Source organism: Phocaeicola dorei (assembly GCF_013009555.1).
Taxonomy (GTDB): domain Bacteria; phylum Bacteroidota; class Bacteroidia; order Bacteroidales; family Bacteroidaceae; genus Phocaeicola; species Phocaeicola dorei.
On the sequence record NZ_CP046176.1, the window covers coordinates 3,913,078 to 3,928,948 of the forward strand.

The following is a 15,871-nucleotide window of genomic DNA, read 5'->3' on the forward strand; positions in this document are numbered from 1 at the left end:
ATTTTATTAATAGTATATCATTCATTTTTTCTCAATACAAGTATAAACTTTTCCGCATTCTCGCATAAGGCGAAATTTATCAAATTTAATGGGCAATATTCATCAAAAATATGCTAAAAAACATGTATTAAGGAATAAGTATGCAATCATATTGGTTTTACAAGAAATTTTTCCATTCGACTCTGAACCATCACTTTTCATTTATTCTGTCAGGTAATAATGCTGTCTGTTATATAAAACGTAAATATTATTCCTTAAAAAATATTCTTGATCAGGACGAATCTTCCTCATACTATTTTTAAATTACAAGTATAATTTTTTAATGTATCAGACAGGGGATTAAGAAGCACACTAAAAACAGCTCGGACAGACATACCTATAGAGTAAGAAACATATCACAATAAATTCCATTTTTCACAAAATAGGTTTATATGATGAAAATACCTATCTTTGTTCTATGAATAAATTAGTTATAGTAGGATGTGGACGACTTGCTGAAATTATAACAAACGCAGTTGTCAAAGGAATGTTGCCCGACTATGAGTTAGTAGGCGTATATTCGCGTACAGCATCAAAGGCCGAACGCATTGCGAATAAAATGAGGCAACACGGAAAAATGTGTGCAGCCTGTCACACTTTAAAAGAACTGTTGGAGTTAAAACCTGATTATCTAGTGGAATCAGCCTCGCCTGCCGCAATGAAAGAACTGGCCTTACCTACCTTGGAAAACGGAACTTCCATTATCACCCTATCCATAGGAGCTTTGGCAGACACCTCTTTTTATGAGAAAGTCAAAGAAACAGCCAAGGCAAACGATACACGGGTTTACTTGGTATCCGGAGCCATCGGAGGATTTGATGTATTAAGAACCACCTCTTTGATGGGAAACGCTACAGCTCGTTTTTTCAATGAAAAAGGACCTGATGCTTTGAAAGGCACATCGGTTTACAAGGAAGAGCTGCAACAGGAAAGATGCATTGTCTTTTCCGGCAATGCAACAGAGGCTATAAATGTTTTTCCAACCAAAGTAAATGTATCTGTCGCAGCCTCATTGGCTTCCGTAGGACCGGACAATATGCAGGTATCCATACAGTCCACCCCTGGATTTACAAGTGATACTCAAAAAGTGGAAATCAAAAATGAACAAGTACACGCAGTAGTAGAAGTGTACAGTGCTACATCAGAGATTGCAGGATGGTCTGTAGTAAACACCCTGCTCAATATCACTTCACCCATTGTATTCTGACAAATTGGCCAGCACCTTCTCGCTCAGGCGGTCAAACGCCTGACGAGTACGGCCGGTTGATACTTGCATACAACGCACATGCGGATGGGTAAGCAATGCCGTACTCCCCAATGCTCCTAATGTATCACAAAAACAAAGATTATCTTCCTCCAACCATCGGGTAAACGAAGATTCGTCCCACGCAGGTGACAATCCTGTGTTAAATAGTATCTTTCTATTTCCAAGTGCCTTGAACTCCTCCTCATGCAACAAAACCGTATTCTTATTCAAGCAACAGCATACCACTTCACTCCATGTCAAAAGTTCATTCAAAGGCATAAAACGATAACCCTTCGCACCGGCTTCTTTTTTTTCACTACGGGCATAATAAGCTATATCCGCACCAAAAAACTTCATTGCATCCGCTATCATACCACCAGATTTTCCTAAGCCTACAATACCCACTTTCAAGCCGGTAATCTCCCGGGGAATCCCTTCCCACGGCTTCTGACCAAATCCATGAAGACAACGCACCAGTTCGCTGACTACATATTCTATTACCCCTTCGTCACCATAGTCACGAATACCCGTCACCGTAATACCGCGTTCATTAGCATAACGGATATCCACATTCGCACTTTCGGGAGAATATAGTGAACAACACATACCGATATACCGGACATTCGGACATCTCTCTAAAATATACCGGTTTATTTGTGATGTATAACTTAACAATACAGCATCCGCATCTCCGATCCGAGCAATAATCTCATTATCTCCCGCTGGAATATCAGAGTACATAACAACCTCATCTGCAAAAGAATATAACGTTTTTTCTGCTGACAGAACCAAACTGACAGGTTCTATTGCTACAAGTTTCTGAAACATAGTATTTTTAATTTGATTGGTAAAGATAGTAAAAAATGCGGCAAAGAGACTTTTTTCATCCAAGATTGTTTATTTTTGCATCCAAAACGAAAAAATTAAAAGAATAATGGGAGCAGGAAAATGGATTGGTGGTATTCTAGGATTCATGACTATGGGACCACTGGGAGCTTTGGCCGGATTTGCCTTAGGCTCATTGCTGGATGGAAACAACGGACTTTTTGGCAATACATACGAAAAAGGACAGGTGGAAGCTGGAAACTATGATGAAGGCCAGCGGAATAGTTTTTTATTCTCCATGTTGGTTATGGCGTCTTACATCATCCGTGCAGACGGACGCATCATGCACAGCGAAATGGAATATGTACGCCAATTCTTAAGAATGAATTTCGGCGAAGAGGCAGTCATCCAAGGAGAACAGATTTTGCTGAATCTTTTTGAACAGCGCAAACAGATGGAGCGTCAAAATCCGATGGCATTTAAAAATACCATCCATGAATGTGGTGCACAGATTGCCGCGAACCTGCCTTACGAACAACGGTTGCAATTGTTGGACTTTCTGGTAAACATAGCCAAAAGTGACGGAAGCGTATGCTCTGAGGAAATAGCAGCATTAAAAGAAGTGGCACAATGCATGGAACTGTCACCCAAAGAAGTGGAATCCATGCTAAACCTTAGCGGAAACTCATTGGAAGAAGCTTACAAAGTACTTGAAATTGACCCGTCTGCCACCAATGAGGAAGTACGTACAGCCTATCGCCGCCTGGCATTAAAACATCACCCTGACCGTGTTGCTACATTGGGTGAAGATGTGAAAAAAGCGGCAGAAGAGAAGTTTCAACAAATTAATAACGCTAAAGAACGAATTTATAAAGCCAGAGGAATAAAGTAAAAAAGAATATTTCGTGAAAATAAGAAGGAGGTGTGTCCATCCCCTTAGGGATTTTTGACACACCTCCAACAAAAAATTAAAACTCACTGGTAAAATGGAACTTAATATGCTTGAAGTCCATTTGTGCCATTTGAAGTACATAATTGCTATCAGCCAAGAATACATCCCTTCCTTCACGATCCTTGGCCATATACTGATATTTACGTTTTTTGAAAGCTTCCAGCTCTTCCGGATCATCACTTTCCACCCAACATGCCTTGTATAGGCTGACAGGCTCCCATCGGCATTTTGCATTATATTCATTTTCCAGACGATACTGGATCACTTCAAACTGCAACTGCCCTACCGTACCGATAATCTTACGTCCATTAAACTGATTGATAAATAACTGTGCCACACCCTCATCCATCAACTGGTCAATACCTTTAGCCAATTGTTTCTGTTTCATAGGGTCAGCATTCTCAATGTATTTAAACATCTCGGGCGAAAAACTGGGAATTCCACGGAAATGAAGTTTCTCACCTTCAGTCAATGTATCACCGATCTTGAACGTTCCGTTATCCGGCAAACCAATGATATCTCCCGCCCAAGCCTCGTCTACTGTTGTTTTACGCTGTGCCATAAACTGAGTGGGAGAAGAGAAACGCATCGTCTTGTCATGACGTACATGATAATAGGGAGTATTACGGGAAAATTTTCCCGAACAAATTTTACAAAATGCAATACATGAACGATGATTAGGATCAATATTAGCTGTGATCTTAAAGACAAATCCGGTAAATTTCGGTTCATCGGGTTCCACCTCACGTTCTTCTGTCTTGGTAGGACGGGGGCTCGGAGCAATTTCCACAAATGTATCCAGCAGTTCCTGTACACCGAAGTTATTCAATGCCGACCCGAAAAATACAGGAGCCATCTCGCCTTTCAGGTACTCCTCCACATTGAATTCAGGATAAACACCGTCAACCAGTTCCAGTTCTCCGCGCAATTTTTCAGCCAAAGGAGCACCGATCTGGTTGTCTAGTTCTTCCGTATTGATATCAACCTCCACTTTTTCTGTTACCACCTGTTTGGAAGGTTGGAAAAGATTCAGTTTATGTTCATAAAGGTTATACACACCTTTGAAACGGGGACCGCTTTCAATAGGCCACGTCAGAGGACGTACATTGATAATAAGTTCCTCCTCCAGTTCGTCCAACAAATCAAACGGATCTTTCGCCTCACGGTCCATCTTGTTGACAAATATGATTACCGGAGTATTACGCATACGGCATACCTCCATCAACTTACGTGTCTGCGTTTCCACACCTTTCGCACCATCCACCACAATAATGACACTATCTACGGCTGTCAAAGTACGATAAGTATCCTCGGCAAAGTCCTGATGGCCCGGAGTATCCAAAATATTGATTTTATAATCATTGTAATCAAACTCCATCACAGAAGTGGTCACAGAAATACCACGCTGCTTTTCAATGTCCATCCAGTCGGATGTGGCGGTCTTCTTTATCTTATTGCTCTTTACGGCTCCGGCCACCTGTATCTGTCCGCCAAAAAGTAACAATTTTTCAGTTAGAGAGGTCTTACCGGCATCCGGATGTGCTATAATCGCAAACGTCCGTCTTCTTTCTATTTCACTATTCATATTTTATTATGCATTTAATTCTTTGATACATGCTTCCAGACTCTCTTCCCAATGAGGAATCTCAATGTTATAAGTAGTTTTAACCTTGGTCTTGTCCAATACGGAATAATGGGGACGGGGAGCCTTTGCCGGATATTCATTTGTATGCAAGGGACTAACCTTACAGGTCGTGATACCGGCAATACGATGGATAGCCTTGGCAAAATCATACCAGGAGCATACCCCTTCATCACTGAAATGATAAACTCCCGGAACCACTCCCTTATAAATGGCTGTAAAGATGACACGTGCCAAATCACGAGCATATGTCGGTGTACCAATCTGATCAAAGACTACACCCAAAGTTTCCTTTTCCTTTCCCAGACGGATCATCGTTTTTACAAAATTATTCCCAAAAGTAGAATAAAGCCATGCGGTACGGATAATCATTGTTTTTTTGCAATACTCCAATGCATTCGTTTCACCGGCCAGTTTGGTCTTGCCGTAAACGGAATTGGGACAAGGAACATCTCCCTCATTATAAGGAAGATATTTCGTGCCATCGAACACATAATCCGTTGATATCTGAATAAACTCACCCCAGTTGGCTTCAGCCGCCTTCGCCAGATAGCTCACAGCGTTCTTGTTCAGCTTGGTACATAACTCTATATCATCCTCTGCCTTATCTACTGCCGTATAGGCCGCACAGTTCACTATGACATGAATATTATTCTCTTTCACGAAAGTCATCACCGCCTGCTCATCACAAATGTCCAATTCGGCTACATCCGTAAAAAAACAAGTATATTCCTTGTATTCAGCCGATAGCACACGCATTTCATTTCCTAATTGACCGTTGGCACCAGTCACCAATATATTCTTCATTTCTATTTCATTTATTAGAATTCCAATTCTCCTTTTTTATCCTCTATATAGTAGTTTGACAACATAGCCAGCAATGTCGAGATTGCTTCTTGTGCCTTTCTTGTTTCCTCACTGATTTCTTTCTTTTGCAATTTCAACAATAAGATACCATAAAGCGCCTCAAAACAAGTTTCCAGCTCAGGCTCCTCTTTATCCGCACCTTTAGCGCGTAACTCCACAATATAGGGCAATACTTTATAATAAGCAGAATTATAATAAGGAAACTTAGGGGAACGCAATAACTGCAAATGAAGGTCGGTAAGCCAAGTTATAATGTTTTTATTAATCTGCAAATGGCCTTTTTCCATAATCCCTTCATGACGCATCATCTCAATCAAATCCATATACCATTGAGTGAGTTCCGCTTTCTGCTCTTCCGTTAACGGATAAGGAGCTATGATGGTGCTTTTTATCTTTTCTATATCACAGCCGTTGGCACGGATTAAATCCTCTATCTGCCACATATATATAAGATACTCGGCTATATTCTTTTCTTTCAACTGCTTGGAAACGAACATACTTTTTAAATTAAAATTAATAATTAAAAATCAAAAAACCAACGTATGATACATCAAGATATGTTTCTTTGTCAGTACATCGTTTTTCCTAAAATAGTATAAATGAAACCTGCGACTGAAATCAGCATCACTACAATACCAATCACACGGTTCAAAATCCAAATGCCGCGTAAATTAAAACGGGTGCGTACTTTATTGACAAAATACGTAATTCCGAACCACCAGAGAAGCGCCCCCAATACAATAGCCAAATACCCCACCAGTTGAAAGCCTATGGGACTGCCCGGCATCACAAAAGAAAAACGGGCAAACAAACCTATAAACAGGAATATAATGAGGGGATTGGAGAGAGTCACAAAAAAAGCAGTAACAAAATTATGAAGATAACTGCCCGGGGTAGAGGATACAGGACGGATAGACTGGACAGGATTACTACGAAAAGTATAAATACCGAAAAAGAACAGCATGATACTGCCGATAATTTGTAACAATACTTGGTTCTTTGCCAAGAAATCATCCATAAAACTCATGCCATAACCTGTAATCAAGGCATAGCCTATATCACTAAGGGCAGCTCCCAGACCAGTAACAAATCCATACCATCGTCCCTTGTTCAGTGTGCGCTGTATACAAAGTACCCCAACAGGACCTAGCGGCGCAGAAACCACTACGCCGACGATAAGCCCTTTCACCAATAAATCGAGTATGGTTACTTGTTCTATCCAATTCATGCTGCAAAGATGCTACTTTTTTACGAAAGTACCTATATTTACACTCAAAATTCTTTCATACCCCGTCTCTTTTATATAACTTTGCACCTTATTAATAGACCCTTGATATTAGAACTAGTTTTCAATTAACAAAACAACTATAAAAGTGCTATGATTCTATTTTTCAGAACACCCACTAAAAGTGTAATAGCAACAGAAGTCAGCCAGGAACTGCCTTCTGAGGATATTCAGAAATTAAGCTGGCTTTATGGTGAAGCCACTGTAGAGAACGAAGAGAACCTGAAAGGTTGCTTCATCGGACCGCGTCGGGAAATGATCACTCCCTGGAGTACAAATGCTGTAGAAATCACTCAGAACATGGGTCTTACAGGTGTTTTACGCATTGAGGAATATTTCCCTGTAAAAGACGAAAACGCCGAGTACGATCCTATGCTGCAACGTATGTATAAGGGATTGAACCAGGAGATTTTCACAGTCAACATCAAACCCCAGCCGATTGTTCACATCGAGAACCTCGAAGAATACAATGAAAAAGAAGGTCTGGCACTTTCTCGTGAGGAGATGGACTATTTGCTGAAGGTTGAAAAAGATTTGGGACGTAAATTAACCGATTCCGAAGTATTCGGCTTCGCGCAAATCAATTCCGAGCATTGCCGCCATAAGATATTCGGCGGAACATTCATTATTGATGGTCAGGAAATGGAGTCTTCCTTGTTCCAGATGATCAAGAAAACTACTGCTGAAAATCCCAACAAGATTATTTCTGCTTATAAAGATAATGTAGCATTTGCCGAAGGACCGATAGTAGAGCAATTCTCTCCGGCCGATCATTCCACTTCCGATTATTTCATTATCAAAGATATCAAGACTGTTATCTCACTGAAAGCCGAGACACATAACTTCCCGACAACCGTAGAACCATTCAACGGTGCATCCACCGGTACTGGTGGTGAGATCCGTGACCGCATGGGCGGTGGTAAAGGCTCATGGCCCATTGCTGGTACTGCCGTTTATATGACTTCTTACCCCCGTACTGATGAGGGACGCGAGTGGGAAGATATCCTTCCTGTCCGCCAATGGTTATACCAGACTCCGGAACAGATCTTAATCAAGGCTTCCAACGGTGCTTCCGATTTCGGTAACAAATTCGGTCAACCGCTGATTTGTGGTTCTGTACTAACATTCGAGCACCAGGAAAACGGCGAGAAGTATGCATACGACAAAGTGATTATGCTGGCAGGAGGGGTAGGTTACGGTACTCAGCGCGACTGTCTGAAAGGACATCCCGAAAAAGGAAACAAAGTCGTTGTAATGGGTGGTGATAACTATCGCATCGGCTTGGGTGGAGGTTCAGTTTCTTCTGTTGAAACAGGCCGGTACTCATCGGGAATCGAACTAAACGCTGTCCAGCGTGCCAATGCGGAAATGCAAAAACGTGCCTATAATGTAGTCCGCGCATTGTGTGAAGAAGATAACAACCCGATTGTTTCCATTCACGACCACGGTTCGGCCGGCCACGTGAATTGTTTATCCGAATTGGTAGAAGAAAACGGTGGATTAATTCATATGGACAAATTACCTATCGGTGACCAGACTTTGTCTGCCAAAGAAATTATCGCCAACGAATCTCAGGAACGTATGGGATTGCTGATTGACGAATCGGCTATTGAACATGTACAAAAAATTGCTGATCGCGAACGTGCGCCGATGTATACCGTAGGTGAAACAACCGGAGACGCCCGCTTTGCTTTCGAACAGGCCGATGGGGTACGTCCGTTCGATCTGGCAGTAGATCAAATGTTCGGTTCTTCTCCGAAGACCTACATGGTTGACAAGACTGTAGAACGCCATTATGAAAATGTTTCATACGAAACTTCCAAATTAAATGAATATATCCGCCGCGTACTTCAGCTGGAAGCTGTTGCTTGCAAAGATTGGTTAACCAATAAAGTAGACCGTTCCGTAACCGGTAAAATCGCCCGCCAGCAATGTCAAGGTGAAATCCAGCTGCCTCTGAGCGATTGTGGTGTAGTAGCCCTCGACTATCGTGGCGAAAAAGGTATAGCAACTTCTCTAGGCCATGCTCCCCAAGCCGCCTTAGCCAATCCGGCCGCAGGCTCTGTTTTGTCGGTAGCCGAAGCACTGACTAATATCGTATGGGCCCCGATGGCAGAAGGATTGGACAGCGTTTCCTTATCTGCCAACTGGATGTGGCCATGTCGCGCACAGGAAGGTGAAGACGCCCGCCTGTACACTGCCGTAAAAGCCCTTTCCGATTTCTGCTGCTCATTGCAAATCAATGTACCGACCGGAAAAGATTCTTTATCTATGACCCAGAAATATCCTAACGGTGAGAAGATCATTAGTCCGGGAACTGTCATCGTTTCAGCCGGTGGCGAAGTCTCGGATGTGAAGAAAGTGGTTTCTCCTGTATTGGTAAATGATGAAAAGAGCACTATCTACCATATTGATTTCAGTTTTGACAAGTTACGTCTGGGAGGTTCTGCTTTTGCACAATCATTGAATAAAATAGGTGACGATGTACCGACTGTACAAAATCCTGAATATTTTCGTGACGCATTCCTGGCAGTACAAGAATTAGTAAATAAAGGTCTGATTATGGCCGGTCACGATATTTCTGCCGGTGGTCTTATTACCACACTGCTTGAAATGTGCTTCTCGAATATGGAAGGTGGTATGGAAATCAGCCTGAACAAGATTAAGGAGGATGACATCATCAAGATATTGTTCGCCGAAAATCCGGGTATTGTTATCCAGGTAAAAAATAAGCACAAAGAAGAAGTAAAAAAGATCTTGGAAGACGCAGGCATAGGCTACGTAAAATTAGGTAAACCGACTGAAGAACGGCATATCCTGGTAGAAAAGGGAGATGCAACTTACCAGTTCGGCATAGACTATCTGCGCGATATATGGTATTCTACCTCTTACTTGCTAGACTGCAAGCAGAGCATGAACGACTGTGCCAAAAAACGTTTCGAGAACTACAAGAAACAACCTTTGGAATTTGTATTCGACAAATCATTCACCGGCAAACTTTCACAATTCGGCCTTAACCCCGACCGTCGTACTCCGACAGGTATCAAAGCGGCTATTATCCGTGAAAAAGGAACCAATGGCGAACGCGAAATGGCCTATATGCTCTATTTGGCAGGATTTGATGTGAAAGATGTAACAATGACTGATTTGGTTAGCGGACGTGAAACATTGGAGGACATCAATTTCATCGTATTTTGCGGTGGGTTCTCTAATTCGGACGTTTTAGGCTCTGCTAAAGGATGGGCCGGAGCTTTCTTGTTCAATCCCAAAGCCAAAGCTGCATTGGATAACTTCTATGCACGCAAAGATACATTGTCATTGGGCGTATGTAACGGCTGCCAGCTGATGATAGAATTAAACCTGATTAACCCCGACTTCACCCAAAAAGCGAAAATGCTGCACAATGATTCACATAAATTCGAATCCAAGTTTGTAGGTGTTACCGTTCCTATGAATAGAAGCGTCATGTTCGGTTCGTTAAGCGGAAGTAAGCTTGGTATCTGGGTAGCCCATGGAGAAGGTAAATTCTCATTGCCATATGATGAAGATCAATACAATGTTGTATTGAAATACTCATACGATGAGTATCCTGGCAATCCAAACGGTTCGGATTACAGCGTAGCCGGTCTGGCCAGTCCTGACGGCCGCCATTTGGCCATGATGCCTCATTTGGAACGCTCTTGTTTCCCATGGCAAAATGCTTATTATCCGGCTGATAGAATAAAGAACGATCAGATTACTCCATGGATGGAAGCATTTGTCAATGCTAGAAAATGGGTTGAAATGAACAAAAAATAAAAACGATTTGTTATATTTACTAAAAAAGCGGTGAGTCGGACTGATTACCGCTTTTTTTGTATATAACAGATTTTGATATGTTAAGGGAAATTACGAACTTTGTAAGGATTTTGCCTCCTAATAATATGAGAAGAATTCTTTTACTTATATGCCTTTTTGTTATTTTGGTAACACCTGCCGTTGCTCAACTATACCAGTATCTGGATACTCAGAATGGTTTGAGCAGCCGTAGAGTTCTATCTATACGAAAAGATAAAAAAGGCTATATGTGGTTTCTCACTCACGAAGGAATAGACAGGTATAACGGAAAACAATACAGACACTATAGCTTAACAGCCAATGGAAAACTACTGAACTTTTTTCCCAACTTGAACACTTTGCAGATAGATACGGCAGGAGTGGTTTGGGAGATAGGAAAAACCGGTCATCTATTCAAATACAATTCTCTACAAGACAAATTTGAACTAGTTTGCGATTTTGCCAGTAAGGACAAAAGCAACAGCGGGCTGCCACTCACCGCTTCATTTCTTGACTCCAAAGACAATAATATATTGCTTTGCACCAAAAACAAACAATATCTTTTCGACATAGATACCCATGAACTTATTCAACTGGAAAGTCCTATCAAGGAAGAAATCACATATATTGCGAAATCTACGAACAATCAATATTTTCTAGCCTCCAGCCACAAGATTTACTGTGCAAGACTGAATCATGGGCGATTAGAAGTAATCAAGCATCCGGAACTGGATAATTTCCATATAGTAAACTACATCTATTTTCATCCGGAAACCCAAATGTTAGTAATAGGTACCTTATTGGATGGTATTTATCTATACAATATCCATAGCCGCCAACTGATTGATGTACACAACGGACTACAAGACATTAATGTCAACTCTATCATAGCAAGTAAAGAAAATGAAAACGAGGTGTTAATAGCAACTAACGGCGCAGGCGTATATAAATTAAACTTGGGCACTTACGAATTGACAAATTTTCTAAATGCCGACCACAACCATTCCAACAAAATGAACGGTAATATCATTAATGATATCTATATTGATGATGATCAAAAATTATGGATGGCAGTCTATCCTATAGGCATCACTGTATATTCCGAGAAATATCCCGGATATCAATGGATACAGCACTCTTATGACAACCCTAACTCACTGATAGATAATCAAGTGAATTATATATTGGAAGATTCTGAAGGAGACATTTGGTATGCAACCAATAATGGCGTATGTTGCTACAGTCCTTCTACCAAACAATGGACGAATTTATTATCAACTTATCAGCATGACACGCCTAATCAGAATCATGTATTTATCTCTATATGTGAATCCCGACCGGGAGTTATTTTAGTAGGTGGATATATGTCGGGAATGTACAAAATAGATAAGAAAAACATGACCACACAATATTTTATTCCCCAAACATTGAATGATGACACCGTAAAACCGGATAAATATATTCGTTGTATTTATAAGGATTGGGATAATCTGATTTGGGCCGGAGGATATTACAACTTGAAAAGTTACGATCTGGATACAAAGGAAATGCATTGTTACAATATGGACTTCCCTATCACCTATATCACCAATAAGGACGCCCATAATTTATGGATAGGAACTATCAATGGATTGTATCAGTTCAATAAGGTCAATCAAGAGCTCAAAGCGGTGAATCTAGACTCCGAGCTAGGCTGTATAAATACTATTTATCAAAGTAAAAAGAACATCACTTTTATTGGTACACATGGTTCCGGTATGTGGATTTACAATAATTATACAGAAAAAGTAACTAATTACCATATCAATAATTCAGCTCTGATATCTAATAATATTCATTGCATACTGCCTGCTCTGGAAGACGATTTAATCATTAGTACAGAAAAAGGGTTGACCCGTTTCAAAACAAAAGAAAAAATATTCTCTAACTGGACAAAAGAACAAGGCTTGATGTCTACCAGCTTTAACCAAGCTGCCGGAGTACATACACGCGATAAAAAATTTATCTTCGGATGTGGAGACGGAGCCATTGAACTGGCAGATACTGTCACGCTGCCTCATCAATTTAAATCCAAAATGGTATTTGACAATTTCCGACTGCTCTACCAGAAAGTAATGCCTGGTGAAAAAGGTTCCCCCTTAAAAGAAGAAATTGATGATACCCGGCACATCATACTGAATTACGACCAGAATATTTTTTCACTGGATGTGTCTTCCATTAATTATGATAATCCCTCCAACATAGTCTATTCTTGGAAACTGGAAGGATTTTATGATGAATGGACTTCACTCACGAATGATAACCGCATACGTTACACTAACATCAGTCCCGGTAAATATAAATTAAGAGTGAGAGCCATCCTGATGGATGACCACCATTTGTTAGAAGAACGTTCACTTTTCATTACCATAACCCCACCTTGGTGGGCTACTTTTTGGGCAGGAATTCTTTATCTGATCATTTTTATACTGGTCGGAGTAATTGTTTTGCGTTATTTGTGGCTTAGGAAAGACAGAAACAATTCAAAAGAAAAAATCCGGTTCTTTATCAACACGGCACATGATATACGTACACCGCTGACTTTGATAAAAGCTCCTTTGGGAGAGATCCTTAAAAACGAAAACCTATCCGAACAGGGAAGAATCAATATCAACCTAGCTATACAAAATACGGACAACCTGTCTGAGTTAGCCAGTAATCTGATTAATTTTGAAAAAGAGGAACTATATACCTCCACTGTATATGTATCCCGATACGAATTGAACAATTATATCAAAAACTATTTGGAACAGTTCAATTTATATGCTCGCAAAAGACAGATAAATATAATATTTGAAACTAATTTTGAAAGCCAGGAAGTATGGCTGGACAGAAATAAGATGGATTCCATCATCCGTAACCTGATGACAAATGCCTTGAAATATACCTGTCAAGGGGGCAATGTCACTGTACAAACTCAGAAAAATAAAAGTCATTGGTTCATCACTATTACAGATACAGGAATCGGAATCCCTGCCAATGAACAAAAGAAAATGTTCAAAAGCCTCTTCAGAGGAAATAATGCCATCAATCTGCAAATCACAGGAAGCGGCATCGGTATGCTGCTTACCTACAAACTGATCAAAAGCCATGCCGGCAAAATATCAATGAGCAGTATAGAAAATGTAGGAACTACCTTCAAACTGGCATTCCCTATCAAAAGCCGGAAATACAACTACCGTATATTCAAAAAAGCTGATGTAATTGATCCTCTGCCTGTTATCGAAGGCAATCCGGAAGAACTGGTGAAAGAGATCAAAAACAAGCCAGCCAAAACACATGCCGCTTCCATTCTGATAGTGGAAGATAATATGGAATTGCGTACTTTCCTGTTGCATACGCTATCGGAAGACTATAATGTTTCTGATGTAGGAAATGGGCAAGAAGCACTGGATTTTATCAAGGAACGACAACCGGATCTGATATTGTCGGATGTAATGATGCCTATCATGAATGGAGACAAAATGTGCAATATATTGAAAAATAATATTGAAACCAGTCATATACCTATCATATTGCTGACCGCATTGAACGATAAAGAAAGTATCATCAAGGGTTTACAGACCAAAGCCGATAAATATATAGTCAAACCATTTGACATGGAAGTACTGAAAGCAAATATAGCCAATGTTCTGGCGAACAGGGAAATCATGAAAAAGCGTTTCTCACAATTCAAATTCAATGCAGACGAGGTTTCAGATGATCCGACGATCAGTTTGGAACAAGAATTTCTTTTAAAAGCCACCAACATCATAAAAAGTAGTATAAACAAAGAAATGAACGTAGAAAACCTATGTGATGCAATGAATATGAGCCGGAGTAGTTTATACAATAAAATAAAGGCTTTAACCAATGATTCGCCCAGTGATTTTATACGTAAAGTACGTATGAACGAGGCTAGCATTTTATTAAAAAGCAAACGTTATACTGTATCCGAAGTTTCGGATATGATGGGATTCAGTGATCCCAAATATTTTACGGATACATTTAAGAAATACTACAGAGTTCCACCAAGCACTTATATGAAACAAAATTAAAAAAATGAATTTCTATTTACAATCATTTCTTATCTTCTTAAAGATAGGACTATTTACCATTGGCGGAGGATATGCCATGGTTCCCCTAATTCAAGATGAAATAGTGGACAAACGAAAATGGATTGACAAAGAGGATTTTATTGATTTATTAGCCCTCGCTCAGTCTGTACCTGGAATATTTGCTGTAAATATTGCCATATTTATCGGATATAAATTGCGTAATTTCCGTGGAGCATTGGCAATGGCTTTAGGCACAATACTCCCCTCTTTCTTTATTATGTTGGCAATTGCCTTATTCTTTCAACAGTTCAAACAATACCAAATTGTAGAGAATATATTCAAGGGAATCCGTCCGGCAGTAGTAGCCCTTATTGCAGCTCCAACTTTCTCCATGGCAAAATCGGCCAAGATAAACCGTTACACTATCTGGATACCAATAGTATCCGCATTACTTATCTGGGTATTGGACGTATCCCCTGTCTACATTATCATAATAGCGGGCGTGGGGGGTTTTATATATGGCAAGTACAAACATAAATATTCATCCAAATGATTTTTCTATATTTATTCTATACATTCTGTAAAATAGGTCTCTTCGGTTTCGGAGGAGGCTATGCCATGTTGTCCATGATACAAGGAGAAGTAGTAACAAGATATAATTGGGTCAGTGCCAGCGAATTTACAGATATCATCGCTATCAGCCAGATGACACCAGGCCCCATTGGTATCAACTCTGCTACTTATGTGGGATATACTGCAGTATTGAATGCAGGCTACAATGAAAACTGGGCCATATTCGGTTCTTGTATAGCTACTTTTGCTGTAGTTTTTCCATCATTCATATTAATGGTAATCATCAGCCGGTTCTTCTTGAAATACCAAAAGCATCCGGTTGTAGAAGCCGTATTCAAAGGGTTGCGTCCGGCAGTGGTAGGTCTGCTGGCAGCGGCTGCACTCGTCTTGATGAATGCTGAAAACTTCAGTAGCTATCAAATAGATTTGTATCAATTTATCATCAGTATAATTATTTTTCTAGTAACCTTTATAGGTACACGGAAATACAAAATTAATCCTATATTAATGATTATACTTTGCGGAGTGGCAGGATTCCTGCTTTACTAAA

11 protein-coding genes are annotated in these 15,871 nt (G+C 40.2%); 6 read left to right on the plus strand and 5 right to left on the minus strand.

Annotation, left to right across the window (positions count from 1 at the left end):
- The first annotated feature begins 457 nt into the window (after nucleotides 1-457).
- On the plus strand, nucleotides 458-1,246 hold the full coding sequence (locus GKD17_RS16535) for an aspartate dehydrogenase domain-containing protein (protein ID WP_007831744.1): 789 nt from the start codon (nucleotides 458-460) through the stop codon (nucleotides 1,244-1,246).
- Here GKD17_RS16535 and GKD17_RS16540 read toward each other — a convergent pair.
- On the minus strand, nucleotides 1,229-2,113 hold the full coding sequence (locus GKD17_RS16540) for a D-isomer specific 2-hydroxyacid dehydrogenase family protein (protein ID WP_007839807.1): 885 nt from the start codon (nucleotides 2,111-2,113) through the stop codon (nucleotides 1,229-1,231). The genes GKD17_RS16535 and GKD17_RS16540 overlap by 18 nt on opposite strands.
- A gap of 106 nt (nucleotides 2,114-2,219) precedes the next feature.
- Here GKD17_RS16540 and GKD17_RS16545 point away from each other — a divergent pair, with 106 nt between their 5' ends.
- Nucleotides 2,220-3,002, plus strand: a complete 783-nt coding sequence (locus GKD17_RS16545; protein WP_007831742.1) for a TerB family tellurite resistance protein — start codon at nucleotides 2,220-2,222, stop codon at nucleotides 3,000-3,002.
- A gap of 76 nt (nucleotides 3,003-3,078) precedes the next feature.
- Here the strand turns inward: GKD17_RS16545 and GKD17_RS16550 are convergent, their stop codons facing one another.
- The 4 genes from GKD17_RS16550 to GKD17_RS16565 all read right to left on the minus strand — a co-directional run bounded on the left by GKD17_RS16550 (nucleotide 3,079) and on the right by GKD17_RS16565 (nucleotide 6,799).
- The gene (locus tag GKD17_RS16550) at nucleotides 3,079-4,647 is read right to left on the minus strand and encodes a peptide chain release factor 3 (RefSeq protein WP_007831741.1); all 1,569 of its coding nucleotides are present in this window, start codon (nucleotides 4,645-4,647) and stop codon (nucleotides 3,079-3,081) included.
- Between the two features lie 6 nt (nucleotides 4,648-4,653).
- Nucleotides 4,654-5,511: a dTDP-4-dehydrorhamnose reductase gene (gene rfbD, locus GKD17_RS16555; RefSeq protein WP_007831735.1), complete on the minus strand. Its 858-nt coding sequence runs from the start codon at nucleotides 5,509-5,511 to the stop codon at nucleotides 4,654-4,656.
- A gap of 14 nt (nucleotides 5,512-5,525) precedes the next feature.
- Nucleotides 5,526-6,068 carry a DUF4924 family protein gene (locus tag GKD17_RS16560; RefSeq protein WP_007831734.1) on the minus strand — a complete coding sequence of 181 codons (543 nt, stop codon included), beginning with the start codon at nucleotides 6,066-6,068 and terminating at the stop codon, nucleotides 5,526-5,528.
- Nucleotides 6,069-6,139: 71 nt separating this feature from the next.
- Complete coding sequence (locus GKD17_RS16565) at nucleotides 6,140-6,799, minus strand: LysE family translocator (protein ID WP_005842995.1); 660 nt, start codon at nucleotides 6,797-6,799, stop codon at nucleotides 6,140-6,142.
- Nucleotides 6,800-6,949: 150 nt separating this feature from the next.
- On the opposite strand from GKD17_RS16565, the gene purL reads away from it, so the two are divergent.
- The 4 genes from purL to GKD17_RS16585 all read left to right on the plus strand — a co-directional run bounded on the left by purL (nucleotide 6,950) and on the right by GKD17_RS16585 (nucleotide 15,870).
- On the plus strand, nucleotides 6,950-10,654 hold the full coding sequence (gene purL / locus GKD17_RS16570; protein ID WP_007831731.1) for a phosphoribosylformylglycinamidine synthase: 3,705 nt from the start codon (nucleotides 6,950-6,952) through the stop codon (nucleotides 10,652-10,654).
- A 77-nt stretch (nucleotides 10,655-10,731) separates the two neighbouring features.
- Nucleotides 10,732-14,748 (plus strand): hybrid sensor histidine kinase/response regulator transcription factor, encoded by a 4,017-nt coding sequence (locus GKD17_RS16575; protein WP_007831729.1) that lies wholly within the window; start codon nucleotides 10,732-10,734, stop codon nucleotides 14,746-14,748.
- A 4-nt stretch (nucleotides 14,749-14,752) separates the two neighbouring features.
- Complete coding sequence (locus GKD17_RS16580) at nucleotides 14,753-15,301, plus strand: chromate transporter (protein WP_007831728.1); 549 nt, start codon at nucleotides 14,753-14,755, stop codon at nucleotides 15,299-15,301.
- Complete coding sequence (locus tag GKD17_RS16585; protein ID WP_007831726.1) at nucleotides 15,298-15,870, plus strand: chromate transporter; 573 nt, start codon at nucleotides 15,298-15,300, stop codon at nucleotides 15,868-15,870. Before GKD17_RS16580 ends, GKD17_RS16585 begins: the two co-directional genes overlap by 4 nt.
- Nucleotide 15,871: the final 1 nt, after the last annotated feature.

Bases quoted from the DNA above. Each gene is read 5' to 3' on its own strand.
- GKD17_RS16580 (WP_007831728.1), top strand. From the start codon at position 14,753: ATGAATTTCTATTTACAATCATTTCTTATCTTCTTAAAGATAGGACTA.
- GKD17_RS16535 (WP_007831744.1), top strand. From the start codon at position 458: ATGAATAAATTAGTTATAGTAGGATGTGGACGACTTGCTGAAATTATA.
- GKD17_RS16545 (WP_007831742.1), top strand. From the start codon at position 2,220: ATGGGAGCAGGAAAATGGATTGGTGGTATTCTAGGATTCATGACTATG.
- rfbD (WP_007831735.1), bottom strand. From the start codon at position 5,511: ATGAAGAATATATTGGTGACTGGTGCCAACGGTCAATTAGGAAATGAA.
- purL (WP_007831731.1), top strand. From the start codon at position 6,950: ATGATTCTATTTTTCAGAACACCCACTAAAAGTGTAATAGCAACAGAA.
- GKD17_RS16550 (WP_007831741.1), bottom strand. From the start codon at position 4,647: ATGAATAGTGAAATAGAAAGAAGACGGACGTTTGCGATTATAGCACAT.
- GKD17_RS16585 (WP_007831726.1), top strand. From the start codon at position 15,298: ATGATTTTTCTATATTTATTCTATACATTCTGTAAAATAGGTCTCTTC.
- GKD17_RS16560 (WP_007831734.1), bottom strand. From the start codon at position 6,068: ATGTTCGTTTCCAAGCAGTTGAAAGAAAAGAATATAGCCGAGTATCTT.
- GKD17_RS16575 (WP_007831729.1), top strand. From the start codon at position 10,732: ATGTTAAGGGAAATTACGAACTTTGTAAGGATTTTGCCTCCTAATAAT.
- GKD17_RS16540 (WP_007839807.1), bottom strand. From the start codon at position 2,113: ATGTTTCAGAAACTTGTAGCAATAGAACCTGTCAGTTTGGTTCTGTCA.
- GKD17_RS16565 (WP_005842995.1), bottom strand. From the start codon at position 6,799: ATGAATTGGATAGAACAAGTAACCATACTCGATTTATTGGTGAAAGGG.